Annotated in this window: 14 protein-coding genes; 11 read left to right on the top strand and 3 right to left on the bottom strand. The window is 70.7% G+C overall.

Annotation, left to right across the window (positions count from 1 at the left end; all coding sequences use genetic code 11):
• Positions 1 to 128: 128 nt before the first annotated feature.
• The gene (locus E5083_RS21525; protein ID WP_135787323.1) at positions 129 to 659 is read left to right on the top strand and encodes a type III secretion system chaperone family protein; all 531 of its coding nucleotides are present in this window, start codon (positions 129 to 131) and stop codon (positions 657 to 659) included.
• 88 nt (positions 660 to 747) lie between these two features.
• Here E5083_RS21525 and E5083_RS21530 read toward each other — a convergent pair whose 3' ends face one another.
• Together E5083_RS21530 and E5083_RS21535 are read right to left on the bottom strand one after the other, a co-directional pair.
• On the bottom strand, positions 748 to 1935 hold the full coding sequence (locus E5083_RS21530; RefSeq protein ID WP_135787324.1) for a pyridoxal phosphate-dependent aminotransferase: 1188 nt from the start codon (positions 1933 to 1935) through the stop codon (positions 748 to 750).
• 384 nt (positions 1936 to 2319) lie between these two features.
• Positions 2320 to 2793, bottom strand: coding sequence for an RICIN domain-containing protein (locus E5083_RS21535; RefSeq protein ID WP_135787325.1), 474 nt, complete (start codon positions 2791 to 2793; stop codon positions 2320 to 2322).
• A 1281-nt stretch (positions 2794 to 4074) separates the two neighbouring features.
• Between E5083_RS21535 and E5083_RS21545 the strand changes: the two genes are divergently transcribed.
• The 10 genes from E5083_RS21545 (at position 4075) to E5083_RS21590 (ending at position 18401) form a co-directional block, all read left to right on the top strand.
• Positions 4075 to 4602, top strand: coding sequence for a DUF2617 family protein (locus tag E5083_RS21545; RefSeq protein ID WP_135787327.1), 528 nt, complete (start codon positions 4075 to 4077; stop codon positions 4600 to 4602).
• 80 nt (positions 4603 to 4682) lie between these two features.
• Positions 4683 to 6329, top strand: a complete 1647-nt coding sequence (locus E5083_RS21550) for a polyamine aminopropyltransferase (RefSeq protein ID WP_135787328.1) — start codon at positions 4683 to 4685, stop codon at positions 6327 to 6329.
• Between the two features lie 586 nt (positions 6330 to 6915).
• Entirely contained in the window at positions 6916 to 8226 is a 1311-nt protein-coding gene (locus E5083_RS21555; RefSeq protein WP_135787329.1) for an SRPBCC domain-containing protein, read from the top strand.
• A 670-nt stretch (positions 8227 to 8896) separates the two neighbouring features.
• A complete protein-coding gene (locus E5083_RS21560) occupies positions 8897 to 9685 on the top strand; it encodes an aldose epimerase family protein (RefSeq protein ID WP_135787330.1) in 789 nt (262 codons plus the stop codon).
• 10 nt (positions 9686 to 9695) lie between these two features.
• Entirely contained in the window at positions 9696 to 10244 is a 549-nt protein-coding gene (gene pyrE / locus E5083_RS21565; protein WP_135787331.1) for an orotate phosphoribosyltransferase, read from the top strand.
• A gap of 151 nt (positions 10245 to 10395) precedes the next feature.
• A complete protein-coding gene (gene fbaA / locus E5083_RS21570) occupies positions 10396 to 11418 on the top strand; it encodes a class II fructose-bisphosphate aldolase (protein ID WP_135787332.1) in 1023 nt (340 codons plus the stop codon).
• An 85-nt stretch (positions 11419 to 11503) separates the two neighbouring features.
• Entirely contained in the window at positions 11504 to 12976 is a 1473-nt protein-coding gene (locus E5083_RS21575; protein WP_135787333.1) for an MFS transporter, read from the top strand.
• 124 nt (positions 12977 to 13100) lie between these two features.
• Positions 13101 to 13610, top strand: a complete 510-nt coding sequence (locus tag E5083_RS21580) for a hypothetical protein (RefSeq protein WP_135787334.1) — start codon at positions 13101 to 13103, stop codon at positions 13608 to 13610.
• Between the two features lie 28 nt (positions 13611 to 13638).
• Entirely contained in the window at positions 13639 to 16074 is a 2436-nt protein-coding gene (locus E5083_RS21585) for a tetratricopeptide repeat protein (protein WP_167513597.1), read from the top strand.
• The gene (locus E5083_RS21590) at positions 16071 to 18401 is read left to right on the top strand and encodes a tetratricopeptide repeat protein (RefSeq protein WP_135787336.1); all 2331 of its coding nucleotides are present in this window, start codon (positions 16071 to 16073) and stop codon (positions 18399 to 18401) included. The genes E5083_RS21585 and E5083_RS21590 overlap by 4 nt, the downstream gene beginning before the upstream one ends.
• A 205-nt stretch (positions 18402 to 18606) precedes the next feature.
• On the opposite strand, the gene E5083_RS21595 is transcribed toward E5083_RS21590, so the two are convergent.
• Positions 18607 to 19026 (bottom strand): DUF3151 domain-containing protein, encoded by a 420-nt coding sequence (locus E5083_RS21595; protein WP_135787337.1) that lies wholly within the window; start codon positions 19024 to 19026, stop codon positions 18607 to 18609.
• Between the last annotated feature and the right edge of the window lie 15 nt (positions 19027 to 19041).

Below are 19041 nucleotides of genomic sequence, written 5' to 3' on the forward strand. Positions count from 1 at the left end.
GTACTCGCCGCTGAGAGCCCCGTACGGCGCAGGGCTGTCCGCCCGTGGCTGACAGGCCGCGTCGGGGCTTGCCACGGACCTCCCCCTCTGGGGGAGGATGGCGGGATTCCGTACGAAGGAGAACCACGGTGAGCATCGACCCGTCCTCGATTCCGAACTTCGGGGGCCAGCCCGAGCAGCAGCCGGAGGGGCCGACGGGCCCCGTCCTCCCGGACCAGGACCTGGTGAAGCAGCTCCTGGACCAGATGGAGCTGAAGTACGTCGTGGACGAGGAGGGCGACCTCGCGGCGCCCTGGGAGCAGTTCCGTACGTACTTCATGTTCCGCGGTGAGGACGAGCAGGCCGTCTTCTCCGTGCGGACCTTCTACGACCGTCCGCACCAGATCGAGGAGAAGACGCGGCTGCTGGAGTCCGTCGACGACTGGAACCGGCGCACGCTGTGGCCCAAGGTCTACACCCACACCCACGACGACGGCACGGTCCGCCTCATCGGCGAGGCCCAGATGCTGATCGGCACGGGCGTCGACCTCAACCACTTCGTCTCCTCCGTCGTGAGCTGGGTCCGCGCGGCCATCGAGTTCGACAAGTGGCTCGCCGAACAGCTCGGCCTGGAGCAGGAGATCGACGACGCGGAGGACTCGGGCGGGGACGTGGAGTAGTCCACCCCTGATCCGTACACGGCCGAGGGCCGGGGCGCTTCACGCTGCCCCGGCCCTCGGCCGTTTACGTTGTCACGCCATGCGGCTGTCACGCCATGCGGCGCAGGCGGTCCGTGGCCTCCTGGAGGATCTCCGGCTTCTTGCAGAACGCGAACCGTACGAACGGGGCGCCCGCCTCGCGGTCGTCGTAGAAGACGGCGTTGGGGATGGCGACGACGCCGGCGCGTTCGGGGAGGGCGCGGCAGAAGGCGAAGCCGTCCTTTTCGCCGAGGGGGCGGATGTCGGTGGTGATGAAGTAGGTGCCGGCCGGGCGGAAGACGCCGAAGCCCGCTTCCGCGAGGCCCGTGGCGAGGATGTCGCGGCGGGCGAGCATGTCGCGGCGGAAGTCGTCGAAGTAGGAGTCGGGGAGCGCGAGGGCCTCGGCGACCGCGTACTGGAAGGGGCCCGCGGAGACGTAGGTGAGGTACTGCTTCGCCGAGCGGACCGCGCTGACCAGGGCGGGAGCCGCCGTCACCCAGCCGACCTTCCAGCCCGTGAACGAGAACGTCTTGCCGGCCGAGCCGATCGTCACCGTGCGGTCGCGCATGCCGGGGAAGCTCGCGAGCGGGAGGTGCTCGGCGTCGTCGAAGATCAGGTGCTCGTACACCTCGTCCGTCACCACCAGCAGGTCCCGCTCCACCGCCAGCCCGGCGATCGCGGCCAGCTCCTCGCGGGTGAGGACCGTGCCGGTCGGGTTGTGCGGGGTGTTGATCAGCAGCAGCCGGGTGCGGTCGGTGACGGCCGCGCGCAGCTCGTCCAGGTCAAGACGGAAGCGGTCCTCGTCCGGGCGCAGCGTCACCGGTACGCGCCGCCCGCCCGCCATGGCGATGCTCGCCGCGTACGAGTCGTAGTACGGCTCCAGCGCCACCACCTCGTCCCCCGGCTCCACCAGCGCGAGCAGCGTCGCCGCGATGGCCTCGGTGGCGCCCGCCGTGACCAGCACCTCGGTGTCGGGGTCGTACGCGAGCCCGTACCGGCGCTGCTGGTGCGCGGTGATCGCGTGCCGCAGCTCCGGCACGCCCGGACCCGGCGGGTACTGGTTGCCGCGCCCGTCCCGCAGCGCCCGTACCGCCGCCTCCCTGATCTCCTCGGGGCCGTCGGTGTCGGGGAAACCCTGGCCGAGGTTGATCGCGCCGGTGGCCGTGGCCAGCGCGGACATCTCGGCGAAGACGGTCGTCCCGAACTCGGCGAGCCGGCGGTTGAGGTACGGACGTGCGGTGGAGGTCATGCCGGCCATCCTCCGCCCAAGCTCTGGAGGTTCTCAACACTGTCGCTGACGAGCACCTGTGCCGACATCTCCTCCACCCTGTCTGAGCTGGGGGAGTGCTGTCGGCAACTGTTGTCATCCGTCGGCGTGGGCTGCCCTCGGACGGCTCGGTCGGAACCACAGGGGCGCAGGTGCGACGCACCGTAATGGGACCTGTCATCGCCCGAGGCCGATATGGCTCAAAGATTTGGACAACCCTACGCAAGACGCTCGGCCAGGGATTCCTGGCCGAGCGTATGTCGGAAACCACCCGCAACCACGGTTGGCGATGACGCATGAGCATTCATCCGACGGTGGCCGGTCTTATCTCAGCCGTTCAAGCCAATGAGTGCCGTGCTGGCCGGGCACAGTGCATCACGGGGTGAGCTTCCACTGCATGTACTTTGTGTTGCTGGTCCTCTTGCCGCAGAGGGGCTTCCCGCTCACCGTCTTGAAGTACTTTCCTGGTGCGGACATGTATGTGGTGTGATTGAGGCGCTTGTCGTTCATCGTGATGACAGTTGCCTTGTCGCAGGTCGTGCCCAGGGGGGCCTTCTCGGACCGCGTGGGCGCACTCAGACACCACCCGCCGAGCTGATTGGCAAGGCTGGCGACTTTCGTACCCTCGGCTGCCCAGTACTGGGAGTACTTCTTCTGGCAATTGGCGAATGTGACGTTCTTGCCGACTCCGTTCCACTGGAGGCACTTTCCCGTGGTGGCGCTCTTGAGATGCCAAATGAGGGGCCAAGAGGCGCTGGCCGGCTGTGTCGGACCGAACGCAGTGAATCCAAGCGCGAGCGCCATGGCGCCCGTTGCGATGGTCGACGTGGTCTTGTTGAAGAGTTTCACCCTGACTGCCGATCTCTCAGCGGGTATCCCCGTTTGCTTTGTGTGTGCAGATCATGACTGCCGGCGACTGTGTGGAGGAAGCGATTTGAGGGAAACCTGAGCCCGCGATGCTGAGGGGTGCCTGGGTGCCGACTTCAAGTCGATTGGCTCTAGCCGTCGCGGGACTCATGCCGTCAGCGGACGAGACGGCGAATAGAAACGCGGCACGCACGTACGGCATGCAAGGCCCGCGCTGTGGACTCGGTGTTTCAGCGTGGTTCCGAGGGAAACGGCCCACAGACGGACGGCTCCTGATCTCCCTCCCGGTGCAGGCCAGGTCGACCATCCTGAAGAACCCTCTGGAGTTCCTCAACTCGGCTTTGGGGTTCTTCGCGGGCGGGCATTCCCCGGTCACCGCGCGGTGCGCGGGGTTGGACGAGGGGCCCACGGGGGGTCGCTTCGGGGGAACGGAAGGAGGGGGACGCCATGGTTGTCGGCATCGTCCTTGTCGTGGTGATCGTGGTGGGCCTGGCCGTGCGGCGGTCCCGGCGGCGGCGCAGGTGGGGGCGGCAGCGGGTCTCGCCGGGGACGGCCCGCTCGCTGCGGGGTGGTTCGGGGTCGTCCCGGTCCTCGGGTTCGTCGTCGTCGGCGTACGACGGCGGGTCGAGCTGGTGGGTCTGGGGCGGGGAGTCCGGGGGCTCCTCCGGCGGGCATCACGGGGGCCATCACGGGGGTCACCACGGCGGGGACAGCGGGCACGGTGGTCACTCGTCCTGCGGGGGCGGCGGCCACTCGTCCTGCGGAGGCGGTTCGTCCTGCGGCGGCGGGTCCTCCTGCGGAGGTGGCGGGGGCTGCGGGGGCGGTAGCTGAGCCGGCCGGACCGGGGCGGGCGCGGGCGGAGCGGTAGCACGCCCGCGCCCGCCCGCTCCGCGTGTTCGAGCGGGCGCGGCGGCCGACGGCCCGCTCGGCGGCGATTTCCGGCCGCCCCCGGCCGACTCCGCGTGGCGGAAACGCCCACGGGGCGGCGCCCAGGGCGCGTGATCCGGCGGAGCCGCTCGCTCCGCGCGGGGCGTACGCCGTAGTTGAACAGTTGAGCTGTGGAGCCCTCTGAGGGATGGAAACCCTCCGAACTTGGGTAAAAACGCTGTGGCAGGGCCAGTGTTCGTGATTCCCTCTAAAACACCACCTCAAGCCCTCGGACGTCCTCAGGACACCGCTTCTCCAGCCGGGCCGACCTGGCCGAATCGCCCGGTGTCACCGAGGTGTGCCGCCCCTCTCCTTGTGTGTTAGCGGAGCCGATCCATGCTCACGACCCTGAACACGTCCTACACCGACACCCGAGCCGCCGACCTCGCCTGGGCCCTCGGCCGCGAACCGCTTCCGGCCCTGGCCACCCTCGACCTCGAACTGAGCGGCGCGAAGATGCAGTTGAGGCTGCTCGGCGCCTCGCACCAGGTCCTTCTGGAGGAGGACCTGGGCAGTTGTTCGGAGACGGTCGCGTGCATCCCCGGCTCCTCGACCCCGCTCCCGCTCGGCGTCGCCAAGCGCGTCGGCGACTGGGAGTACGAGTTCGCGGCGCGCGTGGAGATGCTCACGCCGGGCTCCTTCGCGGGCCGCGCCCAGGAGTTGCTCGCACTGGTCTCCGATCATCCGCACGGACTCGCCGGGGTCTTCCCCGGCAGCCCGCACGCCTTCACCGCGATGCTCGCCCAGCGGCACGACGGCCAGGTGCGGTGGCGTACCTGGCACGCGTACCCGCAGGACGGGCAGTTGGTGGCGACCCGCACCCGCGTCGGGGTGAGAGTCCCGGCCGGGCAGGGTGCCTGGTAAACCAACAGGGCCAGGTTGACGGGGAGTTTCCACACGTGTGGGTGACGAAGCGTCCCGCTGTGGTGACGTAACGTCGCAGCGTGATCGATCCGCACGCCCCCGTGTCCCGGGGTGCCCCGCTGTCCTCGGGTGCCCCGCCCTGGACCGAGCCCGCGCGGCTGCCCGTCGAGCCCGGGACCGGGCGGTTCCTGGTGCTCGCGTGCGTCTTCGTCTGCGCGGCCTGCGGGCTGGTGTACGAACTCGAACTCGTCGCTTTCGCCTCGTACTTGATCGGTGACTCGGTCACCCAGGCGTCCGTGGTGCTGTCGGTGATGGTGTTCGCCATGGGCATCGGCTCGCTCGGCGCGAAACGGCTGCGCTGGCACGCGGCGGTGGGGTTCGGCGCGATCGAGACCGCGCTCGCGCTGGTGGGCGGGTGCAGTGCGATGGCGTTGTACGCGGTGTTCGCGTGGACCGGCGGCTGGGGCGGGATCTGGGCGGACGGGCCGCGCTGTCTGCTGGTCGGATTCTCCCTGGCCATCGGGTTGTTGGTGGGCGCCGAGGTGCCGTTGCTGATGGAGCTGATCCAGCGCATCCGGCGGCAGGACGCGGGCGGGGCGGTGGCGGATCTCTTCGCCGCGGACTATGTGGGCGCGCTGGTAGGGGGGTTGGCGTTTCCCTTCCTACTCCTCCCGTTCCTGGGGCAGTTGACCGGCGCGCTGCTCACCGGGTCGGTGAACGTGGTGGCGGGCAGCGCGCTGGTGCTCGGGCTGTTTCGCCGCGATCTCACCCGGCGCGCCCGCTGGACGCTGCTCGTCGCCGGGCTCGCGGTGCTCGGCGTGCTTGCCTCCGCCGCCGTGCTCGCCGGCGACTTCGAGGCGGCCGCCCGGCGCGCGGTGTACGGGCCGGACGTACGGGTGGCCGCGCAGACGGACGTACAGGAGGTGGTCCTCGCCGGCGGTACGGACGGCAAGCCGCTCGACCTCTTCCTCGACGGGCGGCTGCGGGTCGGCGGCCGGGACGAGCGGCGGTACCACGAGGCGCTGGTCCACCCCGCGCTGTCCGGTCCGCACCGGCGGGTACTGATCCTGGGCGGCGGGGACGGGCTGGCCGCGCGCGAGGTGCTGCGCCACCGGGGAGTCTCGCGGGTGGACGTGGTCGAACTGGACGCCGGGCTCGTACGGTTGGCCCGCCGCGACCCCGGCCTCTCCGCCCTCAACGCGCACGCGTACGACGACCCGCGCGTCCACGTCACCACGGCGGACGCGCTGAGCTGGCTGCGGCGGGCGCCGGCCGGCCGGTACGACGTCGTCCTCGCGGACCTCCCCGACCCCGGCATCACCGCGAGCACCAAGCTGTACTCCCAGGAGTTCTACGGCCTCACCCGCCGCGTCCTCACCCCTGACGGCCGCCTCGCGGTCCACGCGGGCCCGCTGTCGGCGCGGCCCCGCGTCTTCTGGACGGTCGAGGCGACGTTGCGCGCGGCGGGCTTCTCCGCCACCCCCTACCGCGTCCTCGGCCACGACACCGGCTTCGCCACGGGCCCCGACCGCTCGGCGGGGTCTTCCCGCACCCCGCACGACTGGGGCTTCCTCCTGGCGGCGCCCGGCCGTCACGCTCCCCACCCCCACCTCGACTTCTACCCCGCCACCCTGACCGACTCGGACCTCAGAGTGGACGTAGCGGCAGCCCGCCTCACCCGCGTACCGGGCCTACGCCCGTCCACGCTGGCGCGTCCGCAGTACTGAGGGGGTTCTGAGGCGGGGGCTTACGGGTTTGGCCGGCTGTGGGGGCCCGAGTCGGACACGGGGCCAGGAGCCCTCTGTGGTGTTGCGCCGGGTGGGGCACCTCCGCGTTGGGCGCTGCGGGCGGGGGCCTGGGGGTGGGTCGGCTGTAGGGGGACCGCTGCGCTCGTGAACCCCTAGGGGCCCGGCTCGGACGGGTCGAAGTACCTGCGGTTCAGGGCCTGAGGGCGGGGGCCTCGGGGGCCGGTGGGGGCGGAAGCAGTCGAGGTCTGGGACCCGTACGGGTCTGGGGCCCCTGCGGGTCTGGCTCCCCTACGGGGCTGGAACCTCTGTGGGTCTGGGGCCCTTGCGGGTCTGGGCCGTGGGGTTCTCGTTGCGGCCCACGCGGGGTAGGTCCCGCTGCGGGTCCGGGGCCTCGGCGGGGCCGGGGCTCACAGGGTGGGAGTTTCCCGGTAGGGCTGCGGGTGTCTGTCCCTCCGAGGCCGGGGGGTCTGCGGCGCCCCGTTCCTCGCTCCCCGACAGGGTCCTGGGCTCCCGTTCGCCGCGAGGGCAGGTGCATTTCGGGGGGTACTGGGTAGGCTCGGCCAACATGGAGCTTCAGGTCTTCGTTCCGGTTCCGGCCGACCGGCTCAGGGAGGCCCTCGCGGACGCCGTGAGGGTTGCCCGCGCGGTGCCGGGACTCCAGCAGGACGCCGGCGCGGCTCCCGTCGCCGGGCGACTGAAGCTGCGGGTCGGCGGGCATTCGGTGACGTACCGGGGCACGCTGGCGGTGAGTGGCCGGGCGGACGGTACGTACGCGGTACGCGCGGACGGTACGGAGTCGCGCGGCGCCGGTACGGTCACGCTGTCCCTGACCCTGGCCCTGCTGCCCACCGAGGGCGGCACGACGGTCACCGTGGGCGGCACAGCCAAGGCGGACGGCCGCCTCGCGGAACTCCCTGCGGACGCGGTGACGACTGCGGCGAACCGGTTGCTGACGCGGACGTTGGAGACGTTGGCGGCGGGCGCGGCTGAGGGCACCGGGTCGGTTCAGGGCGCGTCCGGGGACACCGGGTCGGGACAGGCAGAGCCCAAGGGCACCGGGCCGGGACAGTCGCCGGCCGAGGCGACCGAGCCGGGGCAGCGGGCAGGTGGCGAGGCAGCCGGGCCGAGGCAGGCGAAAGGCGCGTCTGAGCCGGGGCAGCCGGACCAGCAGGCAGCGGCCAATGCAGCCGGGCTGGAGCAGGGCGATTCGGCCGAGCCGGGGCAGCGGGCAGGTAGCGAGGCAGCCGAGCGGAGGCAGGCGAAAGGCGCGTCTGAGCCGGGGCAGCCGGACCAGCAGGCAGCGGCCGATGCAGCCGGGCCGGAGCAGGGCGATTCGGCCGAGCCGGGGCAGCGGGCGGAGGCCGAGGCCGAGGCGGCCAGGCAGGCGCAGGCGGAAGGCGCGTCTGAACCGGGGGAGCAGGAACAGGGTGAGTCGACCGAGCCGCGCCAGGAGGCAGCGGGCAAGGCAGCCGGGCCGGAGCAGGCAGAGGCCGAGGACGACAAGTCCGCGCCAGGCCGGCAGGCCGACGCCGAGCCCGGTGACGACCAGCCCAGCCCCCCGCCCCCCTCCGTCTTCGACGCCGAAGTCCCCCCGCCCTCCCTCGACCCCGAGACGGACGCGGCCATCCCCGACACCGTCCCCGACGGCCTGGAGGTCCGCGCCGAACCCCCCGCCGAGGCCGCCCACGCCCGCCGGACGATGATCGGCCGCAGCGCGGAGGAGGTCGACCACGCCCCACCCCGTGGCCGCTACGCCCCCGTACCGGCCCCCCAGACGGTGACCGCCAACCCGGCCCTCCGCTGGGCCGCCCCGGCAGCGGCGGTGGCGGTCGCCTCGGCGATCGTGGTCGCACGGGCCCTCCGCAAGCGCCACTGACCGCTCCGCGGCGAGGGCGACCGCCGGGCCGAAACGCCCGTCAGCCCTGAGTGGCTTTGCCCTGTCGGGCCCCGAGCGGGCCGAACCACGGTCGGGGGCGGCCGCGCACGGAGCCGCCCGGCGCGTAGAGCAACTCGCCGGAGTCCCCCACCTGAGGAGCGCGGCCCCCGCACTGGGCGGCCCTAGTAGCGGCCACGTCCACCCTGTCTCGGCCACCCCCGGGCGGGCCAGGCCGGACGTGGAGCCGTCCCGGCCGAGTGCAGCGACCCGCAGGATCATCACCGCGTGCCACCCCCACTTGAGCAGCACGGCTCCCGCACCGAGCGCCCAGTAGGAGCCGCGTCCATCCTGTGTCGGCCGTCCCCCGCGCGGGCAAGGCCGCGCGGAGCCGCCCAGGCCGAGTGCAGCGACCCGCAGGCCCCTTCCGCCCCAGCCTTAGGGGGCGCGGCCGCGCAGGGCAACCAGCCGCCGGTCGTGCCCGGCACCGTCGACTCCGCCCGGCGCGGAGCGAGCGGTGCCGAAAGCCGAGGTGAAGCACCCCGCCCCCGACGCCCCCGTACCTCGCAGCCCCCTGACCCCCCGCCCCCGACACCCCCGTACCCCGAGAACCTCGCAGCCCCCTGACACCACCCCCCGCCCCACCCCCGGAGGGACCAGTAGGGTCGGCAGCGTGAGTAACGGAGAGATCACGTTGGCCGCGGGTGACGCGGAGGTAAGGGTGCTGCCCGGGAACGGCGGGCGCATCGGGGGGCTGCTTGTCGGGGGCAGCGAGTTGTTGCGGCAGGGGGAGCGGTTCGGGTGCTTCCCGATGGTCCCCTGGTGCGGGCGGATCAGGGACGGGCAGTTCCTGGACGGCGGAGTCGTACGGCAGATGCCGCTGAACTCCCCGCCGCACGCCATCCACGGCACCGCCCGCGACGGCGCCTGGCGCACCGCGCGCACGTCGGCCGACGAGGCGGTGCTGACGTACGAACTGACCGACCCCTGGCCGCACTCCGGCAAGATCACGCAGATCGTGAGCCTCGGCGAGGACAGCCTGACGCTGAGCATGTCCGTGGAGACGTACGAGGATTCGTTCCCGGCGCAGATCGGCTGGCACCCCTGGTTCAACCGGAACCTGGGCGGCGAGGACGTGCGGATCGACTTCCACCCGGCGTGGCAGGAGGAGCGCGGTGAGGACCACCTGCCGACCGGCAACCGCGTAGAGCCCAAGCCCGGCCCCTGGGACGACTGCTTCGGCATGCCCGAGGGTGTCGACGTCACCCTGACCTGGCCCGGACAGCTCGAACTCAAGGTGGCCAGCCGCGAACAGTGGGCCGTCGTGTACGACGAGCAGGACGCCGCCGTGTGCGTCGAGCCGCAGACCGGACCGCCGAACGGCCTGAACACCGCCCAGCGCCTGGTCACCCCGTTGGAGCCGCTGGAGGCGTCCACGACCTGGACCTGGCGCCGCCTCTAAGCTGGGCCGTATGACGGATGTACGTGGTGAACTGCTCCAGCAGATCAAGGACAAGGCCGTGGTGCACGGCAAGGTGACCCTCTCCTCGGGTCTGGAGGCCGACTACTACGTCGACCTGCGCCGCATCACCCTGGACGGCGAGGCCGCCCCGCTGGTCGGCCAGGTGCTGCTGGACCTCACCGCCGACCTGGACTTCGACGCGGTCGGCGGCCTGACCATGGGCGCCGACCCGGTGGCCGCCGCCATGCTGCACGCGGCCGCCGCGCGCGGGCAGAAGCTCGACGCGTTCGTGGTCCGCAAGGCCGCGAAGGCGCACGGGCTCCAGCGCCGGGTCGAGGGTCCGGACATCGCGGGCCGCCGGGTGCTGGTCGTCGAGGACACCTCCACCACCGGCGGCTCCCCGCTGACCGCGGTGGAGGCGGTACGGGAGGCCGGCGCGGAGGTCGTCGGCGTCGCCACGATCGTGGACCGGGCGACCGGCGCCGCGGAGAAGATCGAGGCCGGGGCGGGCGTTCCGTACCGGTTCGCCTTCTCGAAGGATGAACTGGGGCTGGACTGACGGGCCGCCGGGGGCTGGACTTCTCCCCGGCCGCCAGACCGTCCGGCAGGGCAGGTCTGGAAAGATGGGGCCGACGCCGATGTCGCCCCCCAGGGTCCAGGTCAGGGCCGCATATCGCAGAACGCCAACCCGCAACACGAGGAGCGGACAGATGCCCATCGCAACTCCCGAGGTCTACAAAGAGATGCTCGACCGGGCGAAGGCAGGCAAGTTCGCCTACCCGGCCATCAACGTCACCTCCAGCCAGACCGTGAACGCGGCCCTGCGCGGCTTCGCGGAGGCGGAGAGCGACGGCATCATCCAGATCTCGACCGGCGGCGCGGAGTTCCTCGGCGGCCAGTACAACAAGGACATGGTGACCGGCGCGGTCGCGCTCGCGGAGTACGCGCACATCATCGCCGAGAAGTACCCGGTCAACATCGCGCTGCACACCGACCACTGTCCCAAGGACAAGCTGGACGGTTACGTACGCCCGCTGCTCGCGCTGTCCGAGGAGCGCGTGAAGGCCGGCCGCAACCCGCTGTTCCAGTCGCACATGTGGGACGGCTCCGCCGAGACCCTCGCGGACAACCTCTCGATCGCCCAGGAGCTGCTGGAGCAGGCCCGCCGCGCGAACATCGTCCTCGAGGTCGAGATCACCCCGACCGGCGGTGAGGAGGACGGCGTCTCGCACGAGATCAACGACTCCCTCTACACCACGGTGGACGACGCGATCCGTACCGCCGAGGCCCTCGGCCTGGGCGAGAAGGGCCGCTACCTGCTGGCCGCGTCGTTCGGCAATGTGCACGGCGTGTACAAGCCGGGCAACGTGGTGCTCCGCCCGGAGCTGCTGAAGGAGCTGAACGACGGCGTCGCCGCGAAGTTCGGCAAGCAGTCGCCGTTCGACTTCGTCTTCCACGGCGGTTCCGGTTCCTCCGAGGAGGAGATCCGTACCGCGCTGGAGAACGGCGTCGTGAAGATGAACATCGACACGGACACCCAGTACGCCTTCACCCGTCCGGTCGCCGACCACATGTTCCGTCACTACGACGGTGTGCTGAAGGTCGACGGCGAGGTCGGTGACAAGAAGCAGTACGACCCGCGCACCTGGGGCAAGCTGGCCGAGGCGGGCATGGCGGAGCGTGTCGTGGTCGCCGCGAAGAACCTGCGGTCGGCGGGCAACAAGATGAAGTGACCCTCCGTGGTCTCCCTCAGGGGGCCCGGCACCTGTTATCCACAGGGCCGGGCCCCCTTTGGCCATCCGGGGTATACCTGGGGACATGCCCGATGTCCGGCTGGCGTCCCCCAAGGGCCGGTGGATTCTCCTGACCACCGTGCTCGGTTCCAGCATGGCCCTGCTGGACTCGACCGTCGTCAACGTCGCGCTGCCCCGCATCGGCCGCGACCTCGACGCGAGCCTCGCGGCGCTCCAGTGGACGGTCAACGCGTACATGGTGACGCTGGCGGGGCTGATCCTGCTGGGCGGTTCGCTGGGGGACCGGTACGGGCGGCGCCGCGTCTTCGTGATCGGCGTGATCTGGTTCGCGGCGGCCTCCCTGATGTGCGGGCTGGCTCCCGACCCGAACGTGCTGATCATCGCCCGTGCGCTCCAGGGCGTGGGCGGCGCGCTGCTCACACCGGGGTCGCTCGCGCTGATCCAGGCGTCCTTCCACCCCGACGACCGCAGCCGCGCGGTGGGGCTGTGGTCCGGGTTCGGCGGGGTCGGGGCGGCGATCGGGCCGTTCCTCGGCGGCTGGCTGGTGGAGGGGCCGGGCTGGCGCTGGGTGTTCCTGCTGAACGTGCCGCTCGCCCTGATCTGCGTACCGGTGGCGCTGCGGCACGTACCCGAGTCGGACGCGGGGCCCGCGCGCGGGCGGTTCGACGTGCTGGGGGCGGTGCTGGGCGCGGTGGCGCTCGCGCTGCTGACGTACGCGCTGATCGAGGCCCGTTCCGCGTCCGTCGCGGTGTGGGTGACGGCGGTGGCGGGCGTGGCGGCGGCGGTGGCCTTCGTGTACGTGGAGCGCCACCGCCCGAACCCGATGCTCCCGCCGGACATCTTCGCCTCGCGGCAGTTCACGGCCGTCAACCTGGTCACGCTGTGCGTGTACGCGGCGTTCGGCGGCTTCTTCTTCCTGACGGCGCTGCAGCTCCAGGTGGTGGCGGGCTACTCACCCCTGGCGGCGGGTACGGCCCTGCTCCCGCCGACGATCCTGATGCTCCTGTTCTCCTCCCGCTCGGGCGCCCTCGCCGACCGCACGGGCCCCCGCCTCCCCCTGACTATCGGCCCCCTGCTCTGCGCGGCGGCGATGCTCCTGATGCTCCGGGTCGGCCCGGACGCGAACTATCTGACGGACGTCCTCCCCGCCCTCCTCGTCATGGGCACGGGGATGGTCACCCTGGTGGCCCCCCTGACGGCCACGGTCCTCGCCTCGGTCGACACGGCCCGAGCGGGTCTGGCCAGCGGCATCAACAACGCGGCGGCGCGGGCGGCGGGGTTGGTAGCGGTAGCCGCCCTCCCCTTGCTGACGGGCATGGGCCCGGAGGCATACCGCCTCCCGGCGGCCTTCAACTCGTCCTTCGACAAGGCGATGCCGATCTGCGCGGCAGTCCTGGTCCTGGCCTCCCTCCTCTCCGCCACCCTGATCCGCCACCGCCCCACCCCGGACTGCCCCCACCCCGAGTGCCGCACCCACGGCAGCATCACGACTCCGCCGCTGGAGACGGGGGAGGTGGAGCCGGCTTCGCGGGGGTGAGGGGCGACGGGGTGGGGTCACCGCACTCGATCGGGTTGCTTCAACGGACTGCCGCAACTGTGGGCGAGTGTCTAGCGTGATAGCCCACGAAACCACGGTGGGCACGACGAGGGGGAACGCCATCATGTTGTTCGAGGCGATGACGGCGCTGGCTGCGGCCGGTGGCAGTGCGGTGGTGCAGGCGGCGGGTACGGACGCGTGGAACGGGTTCCGGGGGCGGGTGGCGGCGCTGTTCGGCCGGGGCGACGCCCGGCGTGAGGCGGCGGAGCTGGAACGCCTGGACCACACCGCCCAGGCCCTGACCGCCGCAGGCGACGAAGCGCCGGCGCAGCGGGCCCGCCAGGAGGGTGCGTGGGCGGCCCGTTTCGAGGGACTGCTGGAGAACCTCGACGAGGCGGAGCGCGATCAGGTGGTGGGCGAGCTGCGGTCGCTCCTGGCATTCGTCGCCGAGACGACGGGCGACGCGGTCGTGGGGACGGGCAAGGCGACCGCGCGGGAGGGGGGCAGCGCGGTGACCGGTATCAAGCGGTCCGGCGAAGCGGCGGGAGGACCGGCGCGGGCGGCGAACACCGGTGACGCGGAAGCGACCGGGGCGGGCTCCAGTGCGGTTTCGGGGATCGTTCACGAGCGCTGAGGTACAGGTGGCGGGGGCGGGAGCGAAGGTGGACGACGGGGTCGGCGAGCTGGGGTTCGGGCAGCTCGCCCGCGATACGGGGACTGCTACGGCCAGCGCGCCGCACAGCGTGGCCGTGGCCGGCATCTACAACGCCCGCACCGAGCTGCCGCCCGACGCGCTGCGGCCTCCGTCGCAGGTGGACGTCCGCGACGGGCTGGACGACCTGCCGTGGCGACCCGACCACTTCGTGGGCCGGGACGACGAACTCGACCGGCTGGACGGCGTGTTGAGCCGGCCGGGGGCGGTGCTGGTGCAGGCTGTGCACGGCCTGGGCGGCATCGGCAAGAGCACCCTTGCCGCGCACTGGGCCGCGACTCGCGAACACGGACGCCGACCGGTGCGCTGGTTCACCGCCGACAGCCCGGCCGGTGTCCAGCAGGGTCTCGCCGACCTCGCCGTAGCCCTGCAGCCCGCGCTGAAGGTGCTGCCGGTCGACGCGCTGGCCGAGTGGGGGGTGCAGTGGCTGGCCAGCCACACCGGCTGGCTGGTCGTCCTCGACAACGTCAACGATCCCGCGCACATCGCTCCGCTGCTCAGCCGGGCACCGGGCGGACGCTTCCTGATCACCAGCAGACTCGGGGACGGCTGGGGCGGCAACGTCGCGCTGGTCCGCCTCGACGTCCTGGCACCGGACGAGTCCCTGGACCTGATCACGTCGATCATCACGAGCAAGGGCCCTCGCGACCTGAATGGGGCCGCGGAACTGTGCGAGGAACTGGGGCATCTACCTCTGGCGGTCGAGCAGGCTGGCGCCTACATCGCCCAGACCCCCTTCATGACTCCCCGCAACTACCTCCAACTCCTCGCCGAACATCCCGCGGAGATGTATGAGCAGGCGGGTGCCACGACCCCGGATGAACGGACCGTGGCACGGGTCTGGACCATCACCCTCGACCACATCGCATCCCGCCAGCCCCTGGCCGTCGACCTGCTCCGCATCCTGGCCTGGTACGCCCCCGAAGCTATTCCGGCCTTCCTGGCCGCGCTCCCCGAGGGCAGGGCGGTCCAGACGAACCAGGCACTTGGCCTGCTGACGGCGTACAGCATGATCACCCCGGACCCCGCAACGGAGACGATCGCGGTTCATCGCTTGGTCCAGGCGCTTGCCCGCACACCGCACCCGACGAATCCGCACCGGGCGTCCAATCTCATCAACCAGGCTCGTGAGAGCGCCACCGCCAACCTTGACGCCGCCCTGCCGCAGCGGTGGGGCGACCCCGTGACCTGGCCCCGCTGTCGCGCGCTCCTCCCACACTTCGACGCCCTCAGCCAGCATGCCGACCCGGCCACCGATACTCCCACTACCGCTCGCATTCACAACGAGATCGGGCTCTACATCAAAGACCAGGGCCTCGTCGCGCGCGCGATCCACATTCTCCAACGGGCCTACACCGGCTATGAACGGATCCTGGGAGACAGCGACCCCAGCACCCTCACCAGCCGCAACAACCTTGCCAATGCCTACGAGGCCGTCGGCGATCCGACCCGCGCCATTACCCTCCACGAGCAGAATCTCGAGGACCGAGTCCGGATCCTTGGCCCCGACCACCCGAATACCCTCGTCACTCGCAACAACCTAGCCAGTGCCTACCAGGCTGCAGGCGACCCCGCTCGCGCCGTCGCCCTCCACGAGCAGAATCTCGAGGATCGCATCCGGCTCCTCGGCAATGATCACCCCGACGTCCTCACCACTCGCAACAACCTCGCCGGAGCATACGAGGACGTCGGTGACCCCGGGCGCGCTATTACCCTTCACGAGCAGAATCTCGAGGACCGCAACCGGATCCTCGGTTCTAATCACCCCGATACCCTCAGCAGCCGCAATAACCTCGCCGGTGCGTATGTGAACGCCCGCGACCCCAGACGTGCCATTCCTCTTATGGAGCAGACCCTTGATGACTACGTAAGGATCCTCGGCCCCGACCACCCGAGTACCCTCACCAGCCGCAACAACCTTGCAAGCGCCTATCAGGCCATCGGTGAATCCGCTCGCGCCATCACTCTCCACGAGCAGAATTTCAAGGATCGCGTTCGGATCCTCGGTCCCGACCACCCCGACACCCTCATCACCCATAACAACCTCGCAGGTGCGTATGTGAACGCCCGCGACCTCAGACGCGCCATTCCTCTCATGCAGCGAACCCTTGATGCCTCCGCGAGGATCCTCGGCCCCGACCACCCAAACACCCTCACCACCCGCAACAACCTCGCGTTCGCCCACCGCTTGATGGGCGACCTGGATCACGCTGTCACGCTGCTCCACGAGAGCTTGGCGCTGTGCCTGGAGCGGTTCGGGGCCGACCACCCGCTGACCAGAAAGGCTCAGCGTGTCTACAGCCTGGCGTGGGAGAAGCGGGCTGTGAGCGGACCGAAGCTGGAGTTCGGACGTGCGGCCACAGGCCACAAGGGGGGGTGCTTATGAGCGCGGACTTCGACGGCGCGGGACCGGTCGCTTCGGGCACCGGTGACGCCACGGCAATCGGGCCCCACAGCATGGCCGTCTCCGGTAACTACACCCCCCGCGTGGAGTTGCCGGCCGACGCGCTGCGCCCGCCGTCGCAGGTGCCGGCTCAGGAGGGGATGAGTAACCTCCCCCGCCACCGGACCAGCTTCGTCGGACGTAAGGATGAACTCGACCGCCTGGACGGAGCCTTGAGCCGACCGGGCGCGGTGCTGGTGCAGGCCCTGCACGGGCTGGGCGGGGTCGGCAAGAGCACGCTCGCCGCGTACTGGGCGGAGACCCGCGAGCACGGCTGTCAGCCGGTGCGCTGGTTCACCGCCGACAGCCCCGCCGGTGTCGCGCAGGGGCTCGTGGAACTGGCCGTGTCTCTCCAGCCGGCGTCCAAGGTGCTGCCGGTCGAAGCGCTGGCCGAGTGGGGGTTGCAGTGGCTGGCCAGCCACACCGGCTGGCTGGTCGTCCTCGACAACGTCAACGACCCGGCCGACATAGCCCCCTTGCTCGACCGGGTACCGGGCGGACGCTTCCTGATCACCAGCCGACTCGCCGAGGGATGGGAAGGGGACGTGGCCCTGGTCCGGCTCGATGTCCTGGACGCCGACGAATCCCTGGACCTGATCACCTCGATCATCACTCGCAAGGGGCCGCGCGACCTGGACGGCGCCGCGGAGCTGTGCGAGGAGCTTGGGCATCTCCCCCTGGCCGTCGAACAGGCCGGCGCCTACATCGCCCAAAACCCCTTCACCACCCCGCGCACCTACCTCCAACTTCTCGCCGATCACCCCGCGAAGATGTACGAGCGCGGAGGCGTGACCACCCGCGCGGAACGCACCGTGGCCCGGGTCTGGGACATCACCCTCGACCGCATCGCCACCCAACAGCCCGAAGCCATCGACCTCCTGCGCGCCCTTGCCTGGTACGCCCCCGAGGACATCCCCCTCCACCTGTGCACGGGCCTCGCGGATCAACTCGCCCTGGACACGGCACTGGGCCTACTCAGCGCCTACAGCATGACCACCCTGGACCCGGCCACTGGAACGATCGCCGTCCACCGCTTGGTCCAAGCCCTTGCTCGCACCCCCGACCCGGCCAACCCCCACCGCCGCACCGACCTGATCGACCAGGCTCGCGAGAGAGCTACCGCCAACCTCAACGCCGCTTTGCCTCAGCAGGGAGACGACCCGGTTAGCTGGCCCCGCTGGCGTGCTCTCCTTGCTCACATCGAGGCCCTCGCCCAACATGCCAACGAGGATACCGACACAGCCATCACCGGCCGTATTTTCAACGAAACCGGGAACTACCTGAAGGATCAGGGCCTCATTGCGCGCGCCCTCTGGATTCTTCAACGTGCCCACACCAGCTCTGAACGGGCTCTGGGCCCCGATGATCCGAGCACCCTCACTGCCCGCAACAACCTCGCCAACGCGTACCAGGTCGCCGGTGATGCTGCCCGTGCCATCTCCTTGCATCGGCAGAACCTGGAGGACCGTATCCGGGTCCTCGGTCCCGACCACCCTCACACCCTCACCTCGCGGAACAACCTTGCCAGCGCGTACTTGGTTGCCGGTGATGCTGCCCGTGCCATCTCCTTGCATCAGCAGAACCTGGAGGACCGTATCCGGGTCCTTGGCCCGGACCACCCGAACATCCTCACCTCGCGGAACAACCTTGCCAGCGCGTATCTGGCTGCCGGCGACGCTGCCCGTGCCATCTCCTTGCATCAGCAGAACCTGGAGGACCGTACTCGGGTCCTTGGCCCGGACCACCCGAACACCTTCACCGCCCGGAACAACCTTGCCAGCGCGTATCTGGCTGCCGGCGACGCTGCCCGTGCCATCTCCTTGCATCAGCAGAACCTGGAGGACCGTACTCGGGTCCTCGGTCCCGACCACCCGAACACCCTTACCACCGGCAACAACCTTGCTGGCGCCTACCTGACGGCTGGCGACCTTGCCCGCGCCGTCACGCTGCTCGAAGAGACTCTCGATGTCCGCTCCCGGGTCCTCGGTCCGGACGACCCGAACACCCTTACCACCCGTAACAACCTGGCCTACGTACACCGCCTCGTAGGCAACCTTGATCACGCCGTTACGTTGCTCCGGCAGAACGTAGCTCTAGGTCTCGAGCGTTTTGGGCCCGATCACCGGCTGACCGCAAAGAGTCAACGTGCCTATACCTCGGCGTGGCAGAAGCGGGCTGTGAGCGCTTCGAAGTTGGCGTTCGTACATTCATCGCAAGACTGGGACCACATGCGCCTACCCGCAGAGCGCTTGAGGCCGGGTGTCGGCTGACAGCCTTACGTCGGCAGGGGCGAGTCGGCGCATGCAGTCCGTCAACGCGCATGGCTTCGACTTCCTCAAGGGGTGGCCGAGCCGTCCAGCCGGGGTCGGCCCCATAGGACGCTCCGGCTGAAGCCGACCCACTCGGTTACACATCCCGTCGTCCGGCCGGAGGCCAGCCCACCGGCCGGATTCCCCCCGGCCGGCCCGGCAGAACCTAGCGGCGCAGCTCCGCGTAAGCCTCTTCGCTGCTGTCCTGCAAGAACTGCCAGCAGCGGTCGGCCTCTGCCTTTTCGTTGATGGCGTCGGCCGCTCGGGCGAGGGCGGCGAGGCAGCGGAGGAAGCCCTGGTTGGGGCGGTGGGACCAGGGGATGGGGCCGTGGCCCTTCCAGCCGGCGCGGCGCAGGGCGTCGAGGCCGCGGTGGTAGCCGGTGCGGGCGTAGGCGTACGACTCGACCACGCGGCCGGCCTCGAAGGCGTCGTCCGCGAGCATCGCCCAGGCCAGGGAGAACGTGGGGTACTTCGCCACGACCTCCGCCGGGGCCTGGGAGTCCTCGCCCAGCAGGCGGTACGCCTCTTCGTTCTCGGGCAGGAGCGTCGGGTCCGGGCCGCCGAGCAGGTTCTTGTGCGTAGTCATGGGTGAAGTCTGCCA

This window comes from Streptomyces bauhiniae (genome assembly GCF_004784475.1).
In the GTDB taxonomy this organism is placed as follows: domain Bacteria; phylum Actinomycetota; class Actinomycetes; order Streptomycetales; family Streptomycetaceae; genus Streptomyces; species Streptomyces seoulensis.